The following is an 18,203-nucleotide window of genomic DNA, read 5'->3' on the forward strand; positions in this document are numbered from 1 at the left end:
CTGGCTCAGACGAAGTGGATCGACCGGTGCAGCCGCGTGCGCCAGTCGAAGAGCACGTCCGCCTCCAGCCCGGGCACCCCCGGTACCCCGGTGCGCAGCAGTGCGGCGATCGCGCTGCTGCGCACCACCATCCGCCGCAGCCGCCACGAGCGCCCCACCACCGCGATGTCGGCCTCCAGGTGCTCATCGGGCAGCACCACCACCAGCGCGGTGAAGTGCAGCCCCCAGGAGCGCGCTGCCCGGAGCCGGCCGGCCAGGTCCTTCATCGGCCGCTCCCGCTCGGCCAGCCCTTCGCTGTGCAGGTCGCGGGTGCCCATCCGCACCGGAGCGCCCCAGTCCTCGGACTGGATCGCGAACAACCCGGTGGGCCCCAGCGCGATGTGATCGATCTTGCTGTGCCCGGCCGCGCCGGCCGAACGGGGGCTTCTGGTCGTGGCCACGTCATGCCAGACGGTGAACGCCGAGCCCAGGTCGGCCAGCGCTTTGGCGGTGGCCTCCTCGGCGACCGCATCGGCCAGCAGGTGGCGGATCTCCCGGGGTGCGCGCCGCACCAGGGCGGGCTCGTAGGGGTCGGTCAGGTCCACGCCGCGCCCGACCCATTCGCGGACGAGCGTCAGGTACTGCTGGCGGGACCACCCCCCGGGGTGCCCGTGGGATCGGGCCCGCGCCGGTGCCGAACGCGAGGCCGAGGATCGCCCCGCAGTACCGGCGGCCCAGACCCGCTGCTCCGGTTCCGGCCCGGCAGCGGGTGAGCTCCGCCGTCGTTGGTCATGCGCGGCGCGCAACCGCGGGCTGCTCACCTGCGCCCAGGCCGCCTGCACGGCCGCGAAAACCTCAGGGTCCCCGCCCAGATCAGGATGGGACTGGCGCATCATGCGGCGGTAGGCGCGCTTGAGTTCGGCATCGGAGGCCTGCGCGGACACCCCGAGCACCTCATAGGCGCTTCTGCCCATGAGTCGATCGGACATGCCAGCAACCTCCGGGAGACGGACCAGCACACCTTAACCCGCGTGGGCACCCATTCCATCGCCCCGTCCCCGCGGCCGCGGGGATGACGCCGCGCTGCCGCCGTGGCAGCACCGGCCGATAGGGTGCGTGACCATGAGCACGCCGTCGCACGCACCCGGGCGCACCGAGGGACGACGTCGAGCGCGGATCGCCGCGGCGGTCGTGGCGGTCGTGGCGGTGCTCGCCCTGGCGGCGGTCGCCGGCATCATGATCTCCCGCAGCGGGCAGGACGAACTCGCGCCCGGTGACACCGATACCGCGGTCGATGTGCCCGCGACGCGGTTAGCCCTGGGGGCGTGCCTGGAGTCGTTGGAGTACGTGCACGACGATCTGTTGCGCCAGGTCCCGTGCGCGGCGCCGCACCAGGCCGAGGTGGTGGCCACCGAGGAGATCACCGACGCGGAGTTCGACAGTCGCTACGCTTACGCCCGGCAGGCCGAGGAGCACTGCCTGCCGGTCTCCTACCAGGTGGTCCCGGAGGAGGTCGACACCGCGGCGCTGCGCACCCACACCGTCTCCCCCACCTCCGATTCCTGGGAGGAGGGGGATCGCATGATGCGGTGCCTGCTCACGGTTGAGCCGGACCATCACCTGACCGGCAGTTTCACGGCCGGGGACGTGGAATTACACACCCAAGCGCTGTGAGGTCCGACCGATCGCCCGCCGTGGTCAGTCGCTGGTGAGCACCAGGCCCGCGCTCGTCTCCTGCGCGCGATCGACCGTGACGCGATCCCCGTCCACCGTCTCCCCGGCCAGCAGCAACTTCGCCAGGGGGTCGCCGATCTCACGCTGAATGAGCCGGCGCAGCGGCCGGGCCCCGTAGGCGGGATCGTAGCCCTCCAGGGCCAGCCACTCCCGCGCCGCGGGGGTCACCTCCAACTGCAGCCGGCGGTCGGCCAAACGGTCCGCCAGGTGACGCACCTGCAGGTCCACGATGGTGCCGAGTTCATCGATGGTCAGGGCGTCGAAGACGACGATCTCATCGAGACGGTTGAGGAACTCGGGCTTGAACGAGGCCCGCACGGCGGTCATCACCGAGTCCTTCTTCGCCGCCGGGTCCAGGGACGGGTCCACCAGGAACTGCGATCCCAGGTTGGAGGTGAGCACCAGGATGGTGTTGCGGAAGTCCACGGTGCGGCCCTGACCGTCGGTCAGGCGCCCGTCGTCGAGCACCTGCAGCAGGATGTCGAAGACCTCCGGGTGGGCCTTCTCCACCTCATCGAGCAGCACCACCGAGTAGGGCCGGCGCCGCACCGCCTCGGTGAGCTGACCACCCTCCTCATAGCCCACGTACCCGGGCGGGGCACCGACCAGGCGGGCCACGGAGTGCTTCTCGGAGTACTCGCTCATGTCGATGCGCACGATGGCGCGCTCGTCGTCGAAGAGGAAGTCCGCCAGGGACTTGGCCAGTTCGGTCTTACCCACACCTGTGGGTCCGAGGAACAGGAACGAGCCGGTGGGCCGGTCGGGGTCGGCCACCCCAGCGCGGGAACGGCGCACCGCATCGGAGACGGCTCCGATGGCGTCGCGCTGGCCCACCAGACGCTGGCCGATGACCTCCTCCATGTGCAGCAGTTTCTCGGTCTCCCCCTCCAGCAGCTTGCCGGTGGGGATCCCGGTCCAGGCCGCGACCACCTCGGCGATCTCCTGGGGACCCACCCGCTCGGCGATCATCGGGGCCTGCTCGGTGGTGCCGGCCTCTTCGGCCTCGGCCTCGGCGATCTCGCGTTCCACGCCCGGGATCTCTCCGTAACGCAGCCGGGAGGCGGTCTCCAGGTCTCCCTCGCGCTCGGCGCGGGCCGCCTCGGTGCGCAGCGTATCCAGCCGCTCGCGCAGATCACCGGCCCGGTTGCGGCCGGCCTTCTCCGCCTCCCACCGGGTGGTCAGTGCCACCAGTTCCTCCCGGCGGTCGGCCAGATCGGCGCGCAACTGCGCGAGTCGCTCGGCGGAGGCCTCGTCGTTGTCGGCGTCGGAGAGGTAGGACTCCTCCATCTCCAGGCGGGTCACGGCCCGCTGGAGTTCATCGATCTCCATCGGGGAGGAGTCCAGTTCCATCCGGAGTTGGGAGGCGGCCTCATCGACCAGGTCGATGGCCTTGTCCGGCAGCTGCCGTCCGGTGATGTACCGGTGCGAGAGCGACGCCGCAGCCACCAGGGCACCATCGGCGATCTCCACCTTGTGGTGGGCTTCGTACTTGGGCGCGATGCCGCGCAGGATCGCCACCGTGTCCGGCACCGAGGGCTCATCGACGAACACCTGCTGGAACCGGCGCTCCAGGGCGGCGTCCTTCTCGATGGACTCGCGGTACTCATCCAGCGTGGTGGCCCCGACCATGCGCAACTCTCCGCGGGCGAGCATCGGCTTGAGCATGTTGCCCGCGTCCAGGGTGGAGTCTCCACCCGTGGCGCCGGCACCGACCACGGTGTGCAGCTCGTCGATGAACGTGATGATCTCGCCGTCGGAGTCCTTGATCTCATCGAGCACCGCCTTGAGGCGCTCCTCGAACTCCCCGCGGTACTTCGCCCCGGCCACCATCGCTCCCAGGTCCAGGGAGATCAGTCGCTTGCCCTGCAGGGAGGCGGGCACGTCGCCGTCGACCATCCGCTGGGCCAGGCCCTCCACCACGGCGGTCTTCCCGACGCCGGCCTCCCCGATGAGGACGGGGTTGTTCTTCGTGCGCCGGCTGAGCACCTGCACCACCCGGCGGATCTCGGTGTCGCGCCCGATGATCGGGTCGATCCGCCCCTCCTGAGCGGCGGCGGTCAGGTCGGTGCCGTACTTCTCCAGGGCCTGGAAGGTGCCCTCGGGGTCTGCTGTGGTGACCCGGGCCGAACCCCGCACGTTCGGCAGCGTGGCCGCCAGCGCGTCGCGGTTGGCACCCATGGAACGCAGCACCTCACCGGCGTTGCCGGAGTCGGTCGCCAGGGCCATGAGCAGGTGCTCGGTGGAGACGAACTCATCCCCCAGCGCCTTGGCCTCCTCGCCGGCGGTCTTCATCACCGTGGCCAGGCCGCGAGACACCTGGGGCTGGTTGACCGAGGATCCCGAGGCGGCGGGCATGCCCGTGAGCACACCTTCGGTGCGCCCGGCGACCATGGCCGGAGCGACCCCCAGGGCGTTCAGCAGCGCGACGGCGATCCCGTCCTCCTGGGCGAGCAGGGCGGCCAGCACGTGGGCGGGCTCGACCTGGGCGTGACCGGCGGCCGAGGCGTTGCGGACGGCTACCGACAGCGCCTCCTGGGACTTGGTGGTGAGTTGAGTGTCCAAAGTTCGCTTCCTCCGCGAGCAGTATCAGGGTCCATAAGGGACAACTCCAGCGAAGTTGAGTCTATTCCGCTCAAGGTGGCCGGCAGGCATCGTCCTGAAGCCACCGGCGCACGTGGCACCGGCAGGTGCGGGCATTCCTCCACACCGCTGATCGCCTCCGATGACGTCCTGGTGTCGCTGGATAGCGTATCAACCTGTCCACCCTCCTGGCCGGCGGGCGGATGGTCACCGGGACCGGGGAGGTGCTCGACTTCGGGATCGACGATGACGCGTCCCCGGCCACCGCGCCACCGCCGGGCAGCCGCCCGGTCGGCGGTGACGACGGCATCGCCAGGGCAGGGGCCGGCGCGGGTCGCACCGAGGATGCGCTGCTGCGGGCGATCGGGGTGTCGCTGGGCACGATCGGGGTGATGACGGCGGTGACCATCCGCGCCACCCCCGAGTACGACCTGCGCCGCCTGGAGTGGAGCGCGGGTGCGGAGTGGGCCATCGACCACTTCCTGGAGTTGTCCCTGACCAACCGCAACGCCGACATCTACTCGTACCCCCCGCAGGGACGAGGTCAAGGTGCGCACGCTGAACCTGCCCGGGCACACCGCCTCCGTGATGCCTGCAGACGCGCACGTGGTCGCCGAACAGACCGGCCCCAGCCACGAGATCATCCCGACCGTTCCCCCGTTGCGCTTCGATGAGATGGAGTACCTGTTCCCGTTGGAGGTCGGCATGGACGCGTTCCAGGCGGTGCGGGAACGCATCAAGCCCCGCCACCGTCACCACGTGGCCTGGCGGGTCCTGGTGCGCACCATCGCGGCCGATGACCTGATGCTGTCCAATGCCACCGGGCACGACTCGATGAGCATCGCCCTGCTGCACAACGCCGAGTTGCCCGAGGACCCCTACTTCGCGGACATGGAACCGTTGCTGCTGGATTACGGCGGTCGCCCGCACTGGGGCAAGAAGCACTCCCGCACGGCCGCCCACCTGGCACCGATGTACCCGCAGTGGCAACACTTCCAGCCGATCCGGCGCCGGCACGACCCGGACGGGGTGCTGATGAACGACTACCTGCGTTCGTTGCTGGAGCAGGACCAGGACGGCGCGAACGGGGGCCAGTCATGACCGAGCAGCTGGGGCATCGCATCTGGGTCTTCCCGTCTGGATGCATCCCGGCCACCGGCACCGGGACGGAACCGGAGTTCACCAGCCGTGAGGAACTGTGCCTGCTCAACCCCGGGCCGCAGGACGTCACCGCCGAGATCGACGTGCTGCGGGCCGATGGGGACCCCTTGGGGCCGTTCACCCTGGCGGTCGGCGCGCGGCGGGTGCGACATGTGCGGATCAACGACCTGTTCGACCCGGCGCCGGTTCCGCTGGGGGTCCCCTACGGGTTGATCGTGCGCACCGAGCATCCGGTGGTCGCCCAGGTGGTGCGCACCGACACCCGTCGCGACGGCCTGACGGTGTCGGCGATGCAGGGGTACGGAACCGGCTAGGGCCCAGTGATCGCTCCCGGCATCCCACGGCCCGGCGTTCCTCCGCCCCCTGGCGTCGCAAGACGCTGCAAGGGCCCCGGGTACTGCCGCCCCCTGGCGCGTCCGCGCGCCACGGTGCACGCTGGACAGATGGGTACCACTGCTGAGACCTCGCGACCTCCTGCCGCTCCGGCCTGGCCCCGCAGCACCACGGAGGCGAACGAGGACAGTCTGAACACCCTGCACCGGTGGTGGCGGGCAGCCAACTACCTCTCGGTCGGACAGATCTACCTGATGGCCAACCCGCTCCTGGACGAGCCGTTGCAACCCGAGCACATCAAGCCGCGGCTGCTCGGCCACTGGGGCACCACCCCGGGCCTGACGTTCACCTACGCGCACATGAACCGCGCCATCATCGACCGGGCCCTGGACGCCATCTACGTCACCGGTCCCGGTCACGGCGGGCCTGCTCTGGTGTCCGCCTCCTACCTGGAGGGCACCTGGACCGAGGCCTACTCCGACGTCACCCAGGACACCGAGGGCATGCGCCGGTTGTTCAAGCAGTTCTCCTTCCCCGGCGGGGTGCCCAGTCACGTCGCTGCCGATGTTCCCGGGTCGATCAACGAGGGCGGCGAGTTGGGCTATTCGCTCTCCCATGCCTACGGCGCCGCATTCGACAACCCCGATCTGCTGGTGGTCACCGTCGTCGGCGACGGTGAGGCCGAGACCGGACCACTGGCCACCAGTTGGCACGGCAACAAGTTCCTCAACCCGCGCACCGACGGGGTGGTGCTGCCGATCCTGCACCTCAACGGTTTCAAGATCGCCAACCCGACCGTGCTGGACCGCATCGGGGAGACCGAACTGTTGGAGCTGATGCGCGGATACGGACACAACCCGCACCTGTTCACCGCCGGGTTCGATGACGAACCGGTCGCCGACACGCACCGCCGCTACGCCGAACTCCTCGACGGCGTGCTCGATGAGATCGCCGACATCAAGGCCCGCGCCGCCGACGGTGATGAGGCCCGGCCCGCGTGGCCGATGATCATTCTGCGCACGCCCAAGGGATGGACCGGACCGGTCACGGTCGACGGCAACGTGGTCGAGGGATCCTGGCGTTCCCACCAGGTGCCCCTGGCGAAGGCCCGCGACGACGACGAGCACCTGCGTCTGCTCGAGGAATGGCTGCGTTCGTACCACCCGGGCGACCTGTTCGACGATGACGGTGCTCCGTCGTCGGACATCACCGGCCTCTGCCCGCAGGGGCGACGACGGATGAGCGGCAACCCCCATGCCAACGGCGGGCTCCTGCTACGCGACCTGCGCCTGCCCGATCACCGCGATTTCGCCGTCGACGTTCCCGCCCCCGGCGCGCGCATCGATGAGCCCACCAAGGTGCTGGGACGGTGGCTGACCGAGGTGATCCGGGCCAACCCGGACAACTTCCGCATCTTCGGCCCGGACGAGACGGCCTCGAACCGGTTGTCGGGGGTCTACGACGTCACCGCGAAGCAGTGGAACGCCGAGTACCGCGACATCGATGAGGACGATGATCTGGCACCCAGCGGCCGGGTGGTGGAGATGCTGTCGGAGCACATGTGCCAGGGATGGCTGGAGGGCTACCTGCTGAGCGGCCGGCACGGGATGCTGAACTCCTACGAGGCGTTCATCCACATCGTCGACTCGATGTTCAACCAACACGCCAAGTGGCTCAAGGTCACCCAGGAGATCCCGTGGCGGGCACCGATACCGTCGCTGAACTACCTGCTGTCCTCGCACGTGTGGCGCCAGGACCACAACGGCTTCTCCCACCAGGACCCCGGCTTCATCGACCATGTGATGAACAAGAAGGCGGAGGTGGTACGGGTGTACCTGCCACCGGACGCGAACACGTTGCTGAGCGTCTACGACCGGATCCTGGGCACCCGGGACTTCGTCAACGTGGTGGTGGCCGGCAAGCAACCCGGTCCGCAGTGGCTGGACATGGAGGCCGCGATCGCCCACTGCGCCCGCGGCGTGGGCGTGTGGGACTGGGCCGGCTCCGAGGTGGAAGGGCAGGACCCGGACGTGGTGCTGGCCTGCGCCGGGGACATTCCCACCATCGAGACCCTGGCTGCGGCCGGCCTGCTGCGCGAGTACCTGCCGGACCTGAAGGTGCGGGTGGTGAACGTGGTGGACCTGATGCGCCTGCAGGATGACCGGGAGCACTCGCACGGGATGTCCGACCGCGACTTCGACACGGTGTTCACCAAGGACAAGCCGATCCTCTTCGCCTACCACGGCTACCCGTGGCTGATCCATCGACTGACCTACCGGCGCACGAACCACCCGAACCTGCACGTGCGCGGATACAAGGAGGAGGGCACCACCACGACACCGTTCGACATGGTGATGCTCAACGACTTGGACCGCTACCACCTGGTGATGGACGTGATCGACCGGGTGCCGCAGTTGGGCAGCCGGTACGCCGGATTGCGCCAGGAGATGGGCGATGCCCGCCTGAAGGCCCGGCAGTACACCCGCGACCACGGTGTGGACATCCCCGAGGTAGCCGACTGGGTGTGGCCGGACGCGGCCGACTCGGGCACCGTCTCCGGCTCGAACGCCCAAGCGGCTGCGACCGATACCGGCGCGGACCACGGCTGAGCCGTCGCCGCACGATGGCACACTCGAGGAATGACTTCGCGGATCTGGCGCCCGGTAGGCGCAGTCCTGCTCGCGCTCGTGGTGCTCACCGGCTGCGTGCGGCTGGACGGCGGGGTGACCATCAGCACCGATGACACCCTGTCCGGTGACGTTGTGGTCGCCGTCAGCCAGGCCTGGGCCGAGGCCAATGGTCAGGATCCCTACGCGCTGCAGCGCATCCTGGACGAGGAGATCGCCGCGGCCCCGGATGCCGGCATCGCCGCGGAGCCGTTCGAGGACGGCGAGTACATCGGGGCCACGTTGACGCTGACGGACGTGCCGATCGAGCGGATCGAGGAGTCCACCTCCGGCGCACTGATCGTCGCCGCCGAGGAGGACGGACACATCGTGGCCGGGCGGTTCGGTGACCTCGACCTCACCGCACCGGACGGCGCCGAGGGGGACGATCAGGTCGCCACGCCGTGGTTGATCGACTTGTCGGTGACGTTCCCGGAGGCTGTCACCGACCACGACGGCACCCTGGTGGGCCGCACCGTCTCCTGGGACCTGGAGCCCGGTGATGACACGCTCTTCGCCACCACCGCAGGCAGCGGCTTCTCCCTACCGGTTCCGGTTCCGGTGCTGCTGTTCGGGCTGCTGCTGGTGGGGACCGGCCTCTGGCTCGTCATCAGCCGACGACGGCGACAGGCAGCGGGCGAGCAGCACTGACTTGCCGTAGGTGACCGGCCCGGGCGGGCAGCCGACCCGTGCAGCGAACGGTACTCGGTGTGCTGTGAGGATGGAGGAAGGGCCGGCCTCTGGGGGGACCGGGCCTTGTGGCCCGAGTGGCTACCTCAACCCTGCTCGACTGGGTGCACGCGTCCTGTCCGGCGTCGGTGGCCGAGCCCGATGACGAGAGCCCTGAGGCGGGGGTCGGTGGCCGAGTCCGATGACGAGAGCCCTGAGGCGGGCGTCGGCGACCTCCCGGTCTCTCACCCGAGCGTTCAACTGCACAGTTATCCCCAGGCCGGGTGTACCCGCGTAGCTATCCACAGCGCCGGAGTGATTCGAACGTTTGTCGGAGGTGGGTTGTAGGTTCGACTCATGTCCATCACCCAGGTCCCACCGATGATCCAGGCGCCGGCCGCGTTGGCTCAGGTCGCTTCGGTCGTTGGGGAGATGGCTGCCGGTGGGTGGTGGCGGGTGGGTGAGTCCGATCTGGGCGAGGCGTTGGCGCAGGCGGGTCGGATCCGTCACGAGGTGGCCCGGCTGGAGGCACACGCCGCGGCCGAAGCGATCGCTCGCGGGTTGCCCGCAGGCCAGGGAATGACGGCGGTGGACTACCTGGTCAAGGTGGCCAGCCAGTACGCCCCGGCGCCACCGCGGGGGCAAGCGATCCACACCGCGCGCATCGCCGAAACGATCAACAACCCCTCCCCCGGTGTGGAGAACACCCTGGCCGGGTTCGATGCCGGACTGATCAGCACCTCCAAGGCCTCAGCGATCATTCAGTTCCACCACGAGGTGGAACCGATCTCCGAGGCCGAGGCGCTTGCCACCACGATGAAGACGATCAACGAAGGAGCGACCGACCAGGTCCAACCTCCCGACCCGAACGACCAGGACGACCAGGACGACCAGGTCGACCAGGGCGATGACGGGGATGCCGCCGAAGGACCTGGCGGGCCACCGGTGCGCCGATGCGGGTGGACCGACCGGCAGCTGGCGCTCCTGCTGCGCCGGGCACGGCGAACCATCAAACCACCTAAGGACTTGGAAGCCGAGGAGAACGGGCAACGAATCCGCCGAGCCCTCTACACCCTGCCCGCAGCCGGCGGGATGACCGAGTACCGGGTCTTCCTCGACCCCGAAGGGGCGGCCATCATCGACGCCACCTTGTCAGCGCTGTCCAAACCGCAGCCGGCCGAGGACGGCACGCCCGATCCGCGCAGCGCACCCCGCCGCCGGGCCGACGCCCTGGTGACCATCATCCAACGGGGCGTAGCCGCCCCCGAGGGAACCCCCCAGACCACCAAGGCCCAAGTGTTCGTCACCATCCCCCTAAGTGACCTACAGTCCAAGACCAACGGCGCCGGCATCACGATGACCGGGCAGGTGCTCTCCCCTGAAACCGTGCGGCGCATGGCCTGCGACGCCTCGATCATCCCCGCAGTGCTGGGCACCGAGGGCGAAATCCTCGACCAGGGCCGCGACGAGCGCCTGTTCACCCGCGCCCAACAACGAGCCCTGTGGCATCGCGACAAGGGATGCTCATTCCCAGGCTGCACCATCCCCGCTCAGTGGTGCCAAGCCCACCACGTCCAGTTCTGGGCCCACGGCGGACACACCAACCTGGACAACGCAGCCCTGCTCTGCCAACGCCACCACACCCACGTCCACAGCAATGACCTAACCGCCACCGTCACACCCACCGGAGTCACCTGGCACACCTGAACACCCCGCCCCACACCCGGCCACCACCGCCGGGCCCATGGCATGCGCAGAGACCGGAATGCGGGCGGGGTGGAACAGGGCAGGAGCAGAGCAGCAGCAGAGCAGAGCAGCAGCAGAGCAGGAGCAGGAGCAGGAGCAGGAGCAGGAGCGATGCTCACACTCCGGCGCCCAGACGGAGCGAATCACGACGCACCCTTGCGCCAGACATCAATGACACTCCACACCGCAACGACAAGGCGCCCCAAGAGCGGCGCAAACCGGGCAGCGTCACTGGAGTACGGCCCGGCGGTGCGCCCAGGGGGCGGCGCGCTCCAGGTCCGCGGCCAGGGACAGCAGCACGTCCTCACCCCCGGGTGCCACCGAGGCCAGCGTGACGCCGAAGGGCAATGCCGGCTCGCCGTCGTCGGGTTCGGCGTGGTGCAGCGGGAGGGAGATCGCGGCCTTGCCTATGATGTTCAGGCTGGAGGTCCACGGAGTGAACTCCATCTGGGCCTGGAAGTCCGCGGCCGGGTCCTCATCGTTGCGGATCGCGCCGATCGCCGGTGGTGGGGTAGCCAGCGACGGGGTGAGGATCACGTCGAAGTCGGCCCACCGGCGTGCGGCCTGGCGGGTGAGGCGCTGCCCGCCGAACACGGCTTCGGCGTAAGTCGGCCCGGTGACATCCTTGCCGGCCTCGCGCAGCCACCGGGTGAGCGGGCGCAGGGCGCTCTCACCCCCGGGCGGCAGCGGGATGGAGGTGGCCAGGACGGCCCACATCGGACGGAACGGGGCCCACTCCTCGGCATTGAAGGGAACCGGGGCGGTATCGAGGTGGTGGCCCATGCCGGTGAGCAGGCGCGCCGCCTTGTCCACGGCGGCCAGGGCCTGGGGATGGATCCCCGCATCGGCGATGATCGGTTCGGTGAGCACCCCGATCCGGAGCGGCGCGGCGGAGCGGGCGGCAGCCTCGGCGAAGCTGGTCGCGACGGGCGGGGCGCTGTAGGTATCGCCGGGCCAGGCGTGGGCCAGGACGTCCAGCGCGATCGCGGTGTCGGCAACGGTGCGGGTGAGGACGCCGTTGGTGGACAGGCCGGGGCCATCCAGGCCGTGCGGGCCGGGGCTGATGCGCCCGCGTGCGGGCTTCAAGCCCACCAAGCCACAAGCCCCGGCGGGGATGCGGATCGAACCGCCTCCGTCTGAGCCGTGGGCGATCGTGGTGATGCCTGCTGCCACTGCGGCCGCCGCGCCACCGGATGAGCCGCCTGCGGTCCGGGAGAGGTCCCATGGATTGCGGGCCGGCGGGGCGACGTCGGGCTCGGTGTAACAGGGGAAACCGAACTCGGGGGTATTGGTCTTGCCGATCATGGTGGTCCCGGCCCGGCGCAGCAGGGTCACCACGCCGTCGTCGACCTCGGGCACGTAGCCCTGCAGCGCCGCGCTACCGGCGGTCATCGGGACCCCGGCGACCTGGTTCAGGTCCTTGATCGGCAGCGGCACGCCGGCCAGCGGCGGCAGGTCAGCCTCGTCGTCGGCCGCGTCGATGGCGCGCTGGACCGCCCTGGCTTGTTCCAGGGCCAGTTCGGGGGTGACGGTGATGAACGCGCCGATCCGGTCATTGAGTTCTGCTGCACGGTCCAGCGCGTGCTGGGTTACCTCGACCGCACCGAGTTCGCCCTTGGCGATGGTGGCGGCCAGTTCAACGGCAGTGAGATCATCCAGGTCAGACATACCGCGAGCCTACTCTCGGGGAGGTCTGCACCCGGCTCACCGGGTCAACCAGCGCGGACGTCCCTGTTGACCGATGCCTACTCCCGCGCTGCCAGTCCGTCAGACCCCACCACGACCCCGGAGCCGGGCCTCCAGGTACCCTGTACGGCGCCACCCCTCAATGGCCGCAAGCCCGCACCATCCACTCGTGAAGCACCGTCGCCCGAAACCGAAAGGCCCTCCCCGTTGCGCGCCCTCTATAAGCCCGGCCCGCGTGCTGGTCTAGAACTTGTCGAACGTCCCGAGCCTGAGCCTGGTCGGGCCGAGGTGAAGATCCGGGTGTTGACTACCGGGATCTGCGGTACCGATCTGCATATTCGTAATTGGGACTCCTGGGCGGCCTCGATGGTGAGGGCTCCCTATATTCCCGGGCATGAGTTCTATGGCGAGGTGGTGGCCGTGGGGGATTTGGTGCAGGACGTCAAGGTCGGTGACAAGGTCTCCGGTGAGGGTCATATCGTGTGCGGGACCTGCCGTAACTGCCGCGCCGGGCAACGCCAGTTGTGCATCCGCACGATCTCGGTGGGGGTGCAGCGCGATGGTGCTTTCGCTGAGTTCGTGGTGATCCCGGAGGAGAACGTGTGGGTGCACAACTTCCGGGAGGGGCAACAGCCCGTCACTGCCGAACTGGGTGCGATCTTCGACCCGTTCGGCAATGCGGTGCATACCGCGTTGAAGTTCTCGGTGGTGGGTGAGGACGTGTTGATCACCGGTGCCGGGCCGATCGGGTTGATGGCCGCGGCGGTGGTGCGTCATGTGGGTGCCCGGTATATCGCGATCACCGATGTGTCCGCGCCCCGGTTGGCTCTGGCCGAGCGGATGGGGGTGGACCTGACGGTGGATGTGTCCAAGACCAGCATCGAGTGGGCTTTCGGGGAGCTGGGTCTGAAGGAGGGGTTCGATGTGGGCCTGGAGATGTCGGGGCACCCCGATGCGCTGCCGGAGATGATCCGGGATATGAACCACGGGGGCCGTATCGCGCTGCTGGGGCTGCCTACCGAGTCCATCGACATCGACTGGTCGGTGGTGGTGACCCACATGCTCACGTTGCAGGGGATCTACGGGCGGGAGATGTTCGAGACCTGGAACGCCATGGCCGCGATGCTGAGTTCGTCCACCTGGCTGCACCAGACCATCTCCTCGGTGATCACCGATGTCCTACCCGCCACCCAGTGGGAGCGCGGCTTCGAGATCGCCGCCAACGGCACCAGCGGCAAGGTCGTCCTGGACTGGTCCACCCTCTCCTGAGCCTGGACTGGTCCGTCCTCTCCTGAGCCTGGACTGGTCCGTCCTCTCCTGAGCAGGTTCCGTAGGCTGGGCGCCGAGACCGGTCGAGTGCGGCGAGACCGGCCTCGGCAACGACCGGTCTGACGCCCGTTCGACCGGTCTCAGCGATTCCACGCCCCGCAGCCCGAAAGGACGCCCCCGATGTTCACCACGATGCGCACCGAACTACAGCATGAGTTGGAGGAGTTGCGCGAGTCCGGGCTGTACAAGGCCGAACGGGCCATCACCACCCCCCAGTCGGCGCAGATCCGGGCCGGAGCCCTGGGCGCGGAGCCGGCTTCGGTGCTGAACTTCTGCGCCAACAACTACCTCGGCCTGGCCGACGACCCGCGCATCATCGCCGCGGCCAAGAGCGCCCTGGACGAACGCGGCTTCGGGATGGCCTCGGTGCGGTTCATCTGCGGCACCCAGGACCGGCACCTGGAACTGGAGCAGCGGGTCAGCCAGTTCCTGGGCACCGAGGACACGATCCTGTTCTCGTCCTGTTTCGACGCCAACACCGGACTGTTCGAGATCCTCCTCGACGCCCGCGACGCCGTCATCTCCGACCAGTTGAACCACGCCTCGATCATCGACGGCATCCGGCTGTGCAAGGCCTCCCGGTTCCGCTACGCCAACCGCGACATGGGCGACCTGCGCGCGCAGCTTCAAGCAGCGGCCGACGGCGGGGCTCGCCGGATCCTGGTCGTCACCGACGGCGTGTTCTCGATGGACGGCTACCTGGCACCGCTACGCCAGATCTGCGATCTGGCCGAGGAGTTCGGCGCACTGGTGATGGTTGACGACTCCCACGCCACCGGTTTCATGGGAGCAACCGGCGCCGGGACTCCCGAGCACGCGGGCGTGAGCGACCGGGTGGACATCTACACCGGTACCTTCGGCAAGGCCCTTGGTGGCGCTTCGGGCGGGTACGTCTCCGGGCGGGCGGAGATCGTCGCGATCCTGCGCCAGCGGGCCCGGCCCTATCTGTTCTCCAACTCCCTGGCCCCCTCGATCGTGGCAGCCACCCTCACCGCACTGGACCTGGTGGCGGACGCCGGGGAGTTGCGCGAGCAACTGTTCGCCAACGCCGCCCACTTCCGCCGCCGGATGTCCGAGGAAGGCTTCGACCTGCTGGAGGGGGAGCATCCGATCATCCCGGTGATGTTCGGCGATGCGGTGCTGGCCTCCAAGGTCGCCGAGCAGATGCTGGCCCGCGGGGTGTTCGTGACCGCGTTCTCCTTCCCGGTGGTGCCCCGGGGAGCGGCGCGGATCCGGGTGCAGCTCTCCGCCGCGCACACCGCCGAGCACATCGAGGAATGCGTCGCGGCGTTCGTCGCCTCCCGGGAGGCCGCTGCGGCCGAGGGCTAGGGTTCGGGCCCCCGGGCGCCTGGTGGAAGGATGGCCGGGTGCTGTACGTGCTGGTGATCCTCGCTGTGTTCATCGGCGCCCTGGCCCAACGGGCCACCGGTCTGGGCTTCGCGATGATCTCTGCGCCGGTGCTGGTGTTGCTACTCGGCGCGTTCGACGGCGTACTGCTGGTGAACCTGTGCGGCGCGGTCGCAGCGCTGCTCATCATCACCCGGGTGTGGCACCTGATCGACTGGCGGCAGTTCCGGTTGCTCACCGTCCCGGCCCTCCTCGCGGTGGTGCCCGGCACGATCATCTCGGTGCTGTTCACCGGCCCGGGCCTGCAGATCATCGTGGGGGTGATCCTCATCGTGGCGCTCACCGCCTCGCTCATCGTGCGGCGCAGTTTCCGTCCCGTGGCGATCACGCCGAGTGCGCTCCTGAGTGGAGCGGTCTCCGGGTTCACCAACACCACCGCCGGAGTGGGCGGACCGGCGCTGAGCGTGCATGCGGTGCTGACCCGGTGGGACCATCGGGCATTCGCCGCCACCATCCAGCCCTACTTCGTCGTCAGCGGCATGGTCGCCTTCATCGCCAAGGTCGCCGCCGCCCCTGAAGGTCTACCGGCCTATGCCTGGTGGTTGTGGCTGATGATTGTCGGGGCGATCCTGACCGGGCTGGCGGCCGGGGAATGGGTCAGCACCCGGATCAGCGCCAGGGCGGCGCGCATCGCCGTCATCCTGCTCGCCTACGGCGGCGGGGTCGTGGCCGTCATCGATGGCGTGCTGGCTGCCGGATGATGACGCGCGCCGGTCAACGGCCTTGCTCGGGCCCCTCGGTGCCCTCCTCGGACGTTCCGGCCGGGTCCGTTCCGTCGGCGTACTCACCCGTCTCATAGTCGTACTCGACGGGGTTACCCTCCTCATCGGTGCGCTGGTACCACGCGGTGAACTCCTCATCCGAGGTGTCCATGGCCTCGCCGGTGGCGTACTCGTCGGGCGGGGTCACCGGTTCGAGACTGAGCACCCAGTGGTCCCCGTGCTCCTCCACGCCCCGCTCGACGGCCTTCTCGAGTGCCCAGTTCTCGTAGGTGTAGCGGATCACCTGCGGGTCGTTGCGCAACTCACGCACCAGGGCCGCTGCCATGCCGATAATGATGATGGAGAACGGCAGGGCCGTCACGGTGATCAGGTTCTGCAATCCGGTGAGGGCGTCCTCGTCACCGACCAGCAGGATGACCACCGCGATGCCGGCCATGCACACGACCCAGAAGACCGTGATGGGCCGCTTGGGTTCCGGGTTTCCCTTCTGCGACATCTGCGAGTTGACCAGCGAGGCGGAGTCGGCGGTGGTGATGAAGAAGATCGCCAGGATCACGATCACCAGCGGGGCCAGGACCGCGCCGCCCGGCAGTTGGTCGGTGACGACGTAGAAGATCTCCTCCGGTGCCGGCAGTGACTGCGCTGTACCGTCGGGTGCGACCTCCCCGTGCTCGCGTTGCAGCCAGATCGAGGTGCCGCCCAGGAGGGTGAACGCCCCGACGATGATGGACGAGGGAATGAGCAGGACCCCGAGGACGAATTGGCGGATCGTTCGTCCGCGGCTGATCTTGGCGACGAAGACCCCCACGAACGGGGCCCAGCTCACCCACCAGGCCCAGTAGAAGGTGGTCCACGCGGTGAGGAACTCCTGGGTCGGCTCCCCGTCGGACATGGTGGCTCCGAGCATCTCGGGCATCGAGCCGAAGTACTCCACGACGACGCCCGGGATGACGTTGAGGAGGAACGCCGTCGGGCCGACCACGAAGAAGAACACCGCGAGCCCGACCGACAGGACCAGGTTGACGTTGGACAGCCGGCGAATGCCCCGCTGGATGCCAGAGACCGCCGAGACGATCGTCCCGGCGGTCAGGGTCACGATGATGACGATCGCGATGGTGTTCCCGGTTGTGCCGATGCCACTGACGATCTCCACTCCCCGAGCGATCTGCAGCGCACCGATCCCCAGGCTCGCAGCCGTTCCGAACAGAGTGGCGAAGATGGCCAGGCCGTCGATGATCCGAGCGCCGGCACCGCTTGCTTTACCGTTCCACAAGGGCGTCAGCACCGAGCTCATCAACGGCACCCGGCCGCGGCGGTAGGAGACGTAGGCGACGCAGAGTCCCACGATCGCGTAGATCGCCCATGCGTTGATTCCCCAGTGCAATGCGGCTTGAGCCATCGCACCCCGGACGGCCTCTGCGGTGGCGGGCTCGTAGAGTCCGGGGAGGGGGTCGAGGTAGTGGCTCAACGGCTCGAAGGGCCCGAAGAAGATGATCCCGATCCCGATGCCCGCGGCGAACAACATCGCGACCCACGAGACGGTGGAGTACTCCTGTTTCTCACCATCGAGGCCCAGCGGGATCCGGCCGTAACGGGAGAAGGCGAGGAAGAGGAGGAAGATCGCCATCCCGGTGGCCAGTAGGTTGAACACCCACCCGAGGTTCTGGGTGACCCACGCCAGGGCGATCCCGGAGACCTCGTTCACGCTGGCCGGTTGAGAATGCCCCAGATGATGAACCCGACGATGGACGTCCCGACGACCAGCACGATCGGCCGGTCGATCCCGTAACGAACTCGCTGATCCTCGATGGCGACCCCCGGCACCAGCGCCGGGTGGATGTTGTGCGGGTAGTCGATCTCCTTGATGAACTCCGCAGCCCTGCGCCTCGCGCTCCGCAGCCGGTGGCGATCGGATCCGGGACCCTGCCCTGACTCCTTCTGCATGTCGCTCCTGCCGTTCGAGGGCGAACGTCCGGACTACCCGGACGCCTGAGGAATTTCGCCCTCAACCTAGCGAGTAGGTGCCCCGAAAGCGCGTCTAGACACGAACAGACGCCGGCAGGGTGTCAAGGGACAGTGGGAACTGCCCAGGGGCGGTCGTGATGCCTGCCCGTTGACGGTCACGAGATCTGCCCGGTGATGGCCATGGGATCTGCCCAGGGTTGGCCATCACCGGCCCCGGGTGTCAGGT

15 protein-coding genes are annotated in these 18,203 nt (G+C 68.8%); 10 read left to right on the forward strand and 5 right to left on the reverse strand.

All coding sequences use genetic code 11. The features are described 5' to 3' along the window. Nucleotides 1-5: 5 nt before the first annotated feature. Nucleotides 6-968 (reverse strand): J domain-containing protein, encoded by a 963-nt coding sequence (locus tag ACO0LV_RS06125; protein ID WP_424786975.1) that lies wholly within the window; start codon nt 966-968, stop codon nt 6-8. Nucleotides 969-1,101: 133 nt separating this feature from the next. Here ACO0LV_RS06125 and ACO0LV_RS06130 point away from each other — a divergent pair, with 133 nt between their 5' ends. After that, complete coding sequence (locus ACO0LV_RS06130; RefSeq protein WP_424786976.1) at nt 1,102-1,653, forward strand: septum formation family protein; 552 nt, start codon at nt 1,102-1,104, stop codon at nt 1,651-1,653. A 24-nt stretch (nt 1,654-1,677) separates the two neighbouring features. Here ACO0LV_RS06130 and clpB read toward each other — a convergent pair whose 3' ends face one another. Then, nucleotides 1,678-4,275, reverse strand: coding sequence for an ATP-dependent chaperone ClpB (gene clpB, locus ACO0LV_RS06135; protein ID WP_424786977.1), 2,598 nt, complete (start codon nt 4,273-4,275; stop codon nt 1,678-1,680). 221 nt (nt 4,276-4,496) lie between these two features. Here clpB and ACO0LV_RS06140 point away from each other — a divergent pair, with 221 nt between their 5' ends. The 6 genes from ACO0LV_RS06140 to ACO0LV_RS06165 all read left to right on the forward strand — a co-directional run bounded on the left by ACO0LV_RS06140 (nt 4,497) and on the right by ACO0LV_RS06165 (nt 10,829). Next, entirely contained in the window at nt 4,497-4,967 is a 471-nt protein-coding gene (locus tag ACO0LV_RS06140; protein WP_424786978.1) for a hypothetical protein, read from the forward strand. Next, nucleotides 4,882-5,394 carry a D-arabinono-1,4-lactone oxidase gene (locus ACO0LV_RS06145; protein ID WP_424786979.1) on the forward strand — a complete coding sequence of 171 codons (513 nt, stop codon included), beginning with the start codon at nt 4,882-4,884 and terminating at the stop codon, nt 5,392-5,394. Before ACO0LV_RS06140 ends, ACO0LV_RS06145 begins: the two co-directional genes overlap by 86 nt. Then, nucleotides 5,391-5,768 (forward strand): sensory rhodopsin transducer, encoded by a 378-nt coding sequence (locus ACO0LV_RS06150; RefSeq protein ID WP_424786980.1) that lies wholly within the window; start codon nt 5,391-5,393, stop codon nt 5,766-5,768. The genes ACO0LV_RS06145 and ACO0LV_RS06150 overlap by 4 nt, the downstream gene beginning before the upstream one ends. A gap of 129 nt (nt 5,769-5,897) precedes the next feature. Then, a complete protein-coding gene (locus tag ACO0LV_RS06155) occupies nt 5,898-8,396 on the forward strand; it encodes a phosphoketolase family protein (protein WP_424786981.1) in 2,499 nt (832 codons plus the stop codon). Between the two features lie 30 nt (nt 8,397-8,426). Then, the gene (locus ACO0LV_RS06160; protein ID WP_424786982.1) at nt 8,427-9,104 is read left to right on the forward strand and encodes an LppM family (lipo)protein; all 678 of its coding nucleotides are present in this window, start codon (nt 8,427-8,429) and stop codon (nt 9,102-9,104) included. A 375-nt stretch (nt 9,105-9,479) separates the two neighbouring features. Next, the gene (locus ACO0LV_RS06165) at nt 9,480-10,829 is read left to right on the forward strand and encodes a DUF222 domain-containing protein (RefSeq protein ID WP_424786983.1); all 1,350 of its coding nucleotides are present in this window, start codon (nt 9,480-9,482) and stop codon (nt 10,827-10,829) included. A 267-nt stretch (nt 10,830-11,096) separates the two neighbouring features. Here the strand turns inward: ACO0LV_RS06165 and ACO0LV_RS06170 are convergent, their stop codons facing one another. Beyond that, entirely contained in the window at nt 11,097-12,536 is a 1,440-nt protein-coding gene (locus ACO0LV_RS06170) for an amidase (protein WP_424786984.1), read from the reverse strand. Between the two features lie 225 nt (nt 12,537-12,761). Between ACO0LV_RS06170 and tdh the strand changes: the two genes are divergently transcribed. The 3 genes from tdh (at nt 12,762) to ACO0LV_RS06185 (ending at nt 15,991) form a co-directional block, all read left to right on the forward strand. After that, nucleotides 12,762-13,823, forward strand: a complete 1,062-nt coding sequence (tdh, locus tag ACO0LV_RS06175) for an L-threonine 3-dehydrogenase (RefSeq protein ID WP_424786985.1) — start codon at nt 12,762-12,764, stop codon at nt 13,821-13,823. A gap of 180 nt (nt 13,824-14,003) precedes the next feature. After that, nucleotides 14,004-15,212, forward strand: coding sequence for a glycine C-acetyltransferase (locus tag ACO0LV_RS06180; protein WP_424786986.1), 1,209 nt, complete (start codon nt 14,004-14,006; stop codon nt 15,210-15,212). A gap of 38 nt (nt 15,213-15,250) precedes the next feature. Then, a complete protein-coding gene (locus ACO0LV_RS06185; RefSeq protein WP_424786987.1) occupies nt 15,251-15,991 on the forward strand; it encodes a TSUP family transporter in 741 nt (246 codons plus the stop codon). Between the two features lie 13 nt (nt 15,992-16,004). Here the strand turns inward: ACO0LV_RS06185 and ACO0LV_RS06190 are convergent, their stop codons facing one another. Beyond that, nucleotides 16,005-17,717: a BCCT family transporter gene (locus ACO0LV_RS06190; protein ID WP_424786988.1), complete on the reverse strand. Its 1,713-nt coding sequence runs from the start codon at nt 17,715-17,717 to the stop codon at nt 16,005-16,007. After that, nucleotides 17,714-17,956 (reverse strand): hypothetical protein, encoded by a 243-nt coding sequence (locus ACO0LV_RS06195; RefSeq protein ID WP_424786989.1) that lies wholly within the window; start codon nt 17,954-17,956, stop codon nt 17,714-17,716. Before ACO0LV_RS06195 ends, ACO0LV_RS06190 begins: the two co-directional genes overlap by 4 nt. Nucleotides 17,957-18,203: the final 247 nt, after the last annotated feature.

The sequence above is a fragment of the Pseudactinotalea sp. Z1739 genome (genome assembly GCF_049725055.1).
Taxonomy (GTDB): domain Bacteria; phylum Actinomycetota; class Actinomycetes; order Actinomycetales; family Beutenbergiaceae; genus CALKWS01.

Bases quoted from the DNA above. Each gene is read 5' to 3' on its own strand.
- ACO0LV_RS06125 (WP_424786975.1), bottom strand. From the start codon at position 968: ATGTCCGATCGACTCATGGGCAGAAGCGCCTATGAGGTGCTCGGGGTG.
- ACO0LV_RS06130 (WP_424786976.1), top strand. From the start codon at position 1,102: ATGAGCACGCCGTCGCACGCACCCGGGCGCACCGAGGGACGACGTCGA.
- ACO0LV_RS06140 (WP_424786978.1), top strand. From the start codon at position 4,497: ATGGTCACCGGGACCGGGGAGGTGCTCGACTTCGGGATCGACGATGAC.
- ACO0LV_RS06145 (WP_424786979.1), top strand. From the start codon at position 4,882: ATGCCTGCAGACGCGCACGTGGTCGCCGAACAGACCGGCCCCAGCCAC.
- ACO0LV_RS06150 (WP_424786980.1), top strand. From the start codon at position 5,391: ATGACCGAGCAGCTGGGGCATCGCATCTGGGTCTTCCCGTCTGGATGC.
- ACO0LV_RS06155 (WP_424786981.1), top strand. From the start codon at position 5,898: ATGGGTACCACTGCTGAGACCTCGCGACCTCCTGCCGCTCCGGCCTGG.
- ACO0LV_RS06160 (WP_424786982.1), top strand. From the start codon at position 8,427: ATGACTTCGCGGATCTGGCGCCCGGTAGGCGCAGTCCTGCTCGCGCTC.
- ACO0LV_RS06165 (WP_424786983.1), top strand. From the start codon at position 9,480: ATGTCCATCACCCAGGTCCCACCGATGATCCAGGCGCCGGCCGCGTTG.
- ACO0LV_RS06170 (WP_424786984.1), bottom strand. From the start codon at position 12,536: ATGTCTGACCTGGATGATCTCACTGCCGTTGAACTGGCCGCCACCATC.
- ACO0LV_RS06180 (WP_424786986.1), top strand. From the start codon at position 14,004: ATGTTCACCACGATGCGCACCGAACTACAGCATGAGTTGGAGGAGTTG.
- ACO0LV_RS06195 (WP_424786989.1), bottom strand. From the start codon at position 17,956: ATGCAGAAGGAGTCAGGGCAGGGTCCCGGATCCGATCGCCACCGGCTG.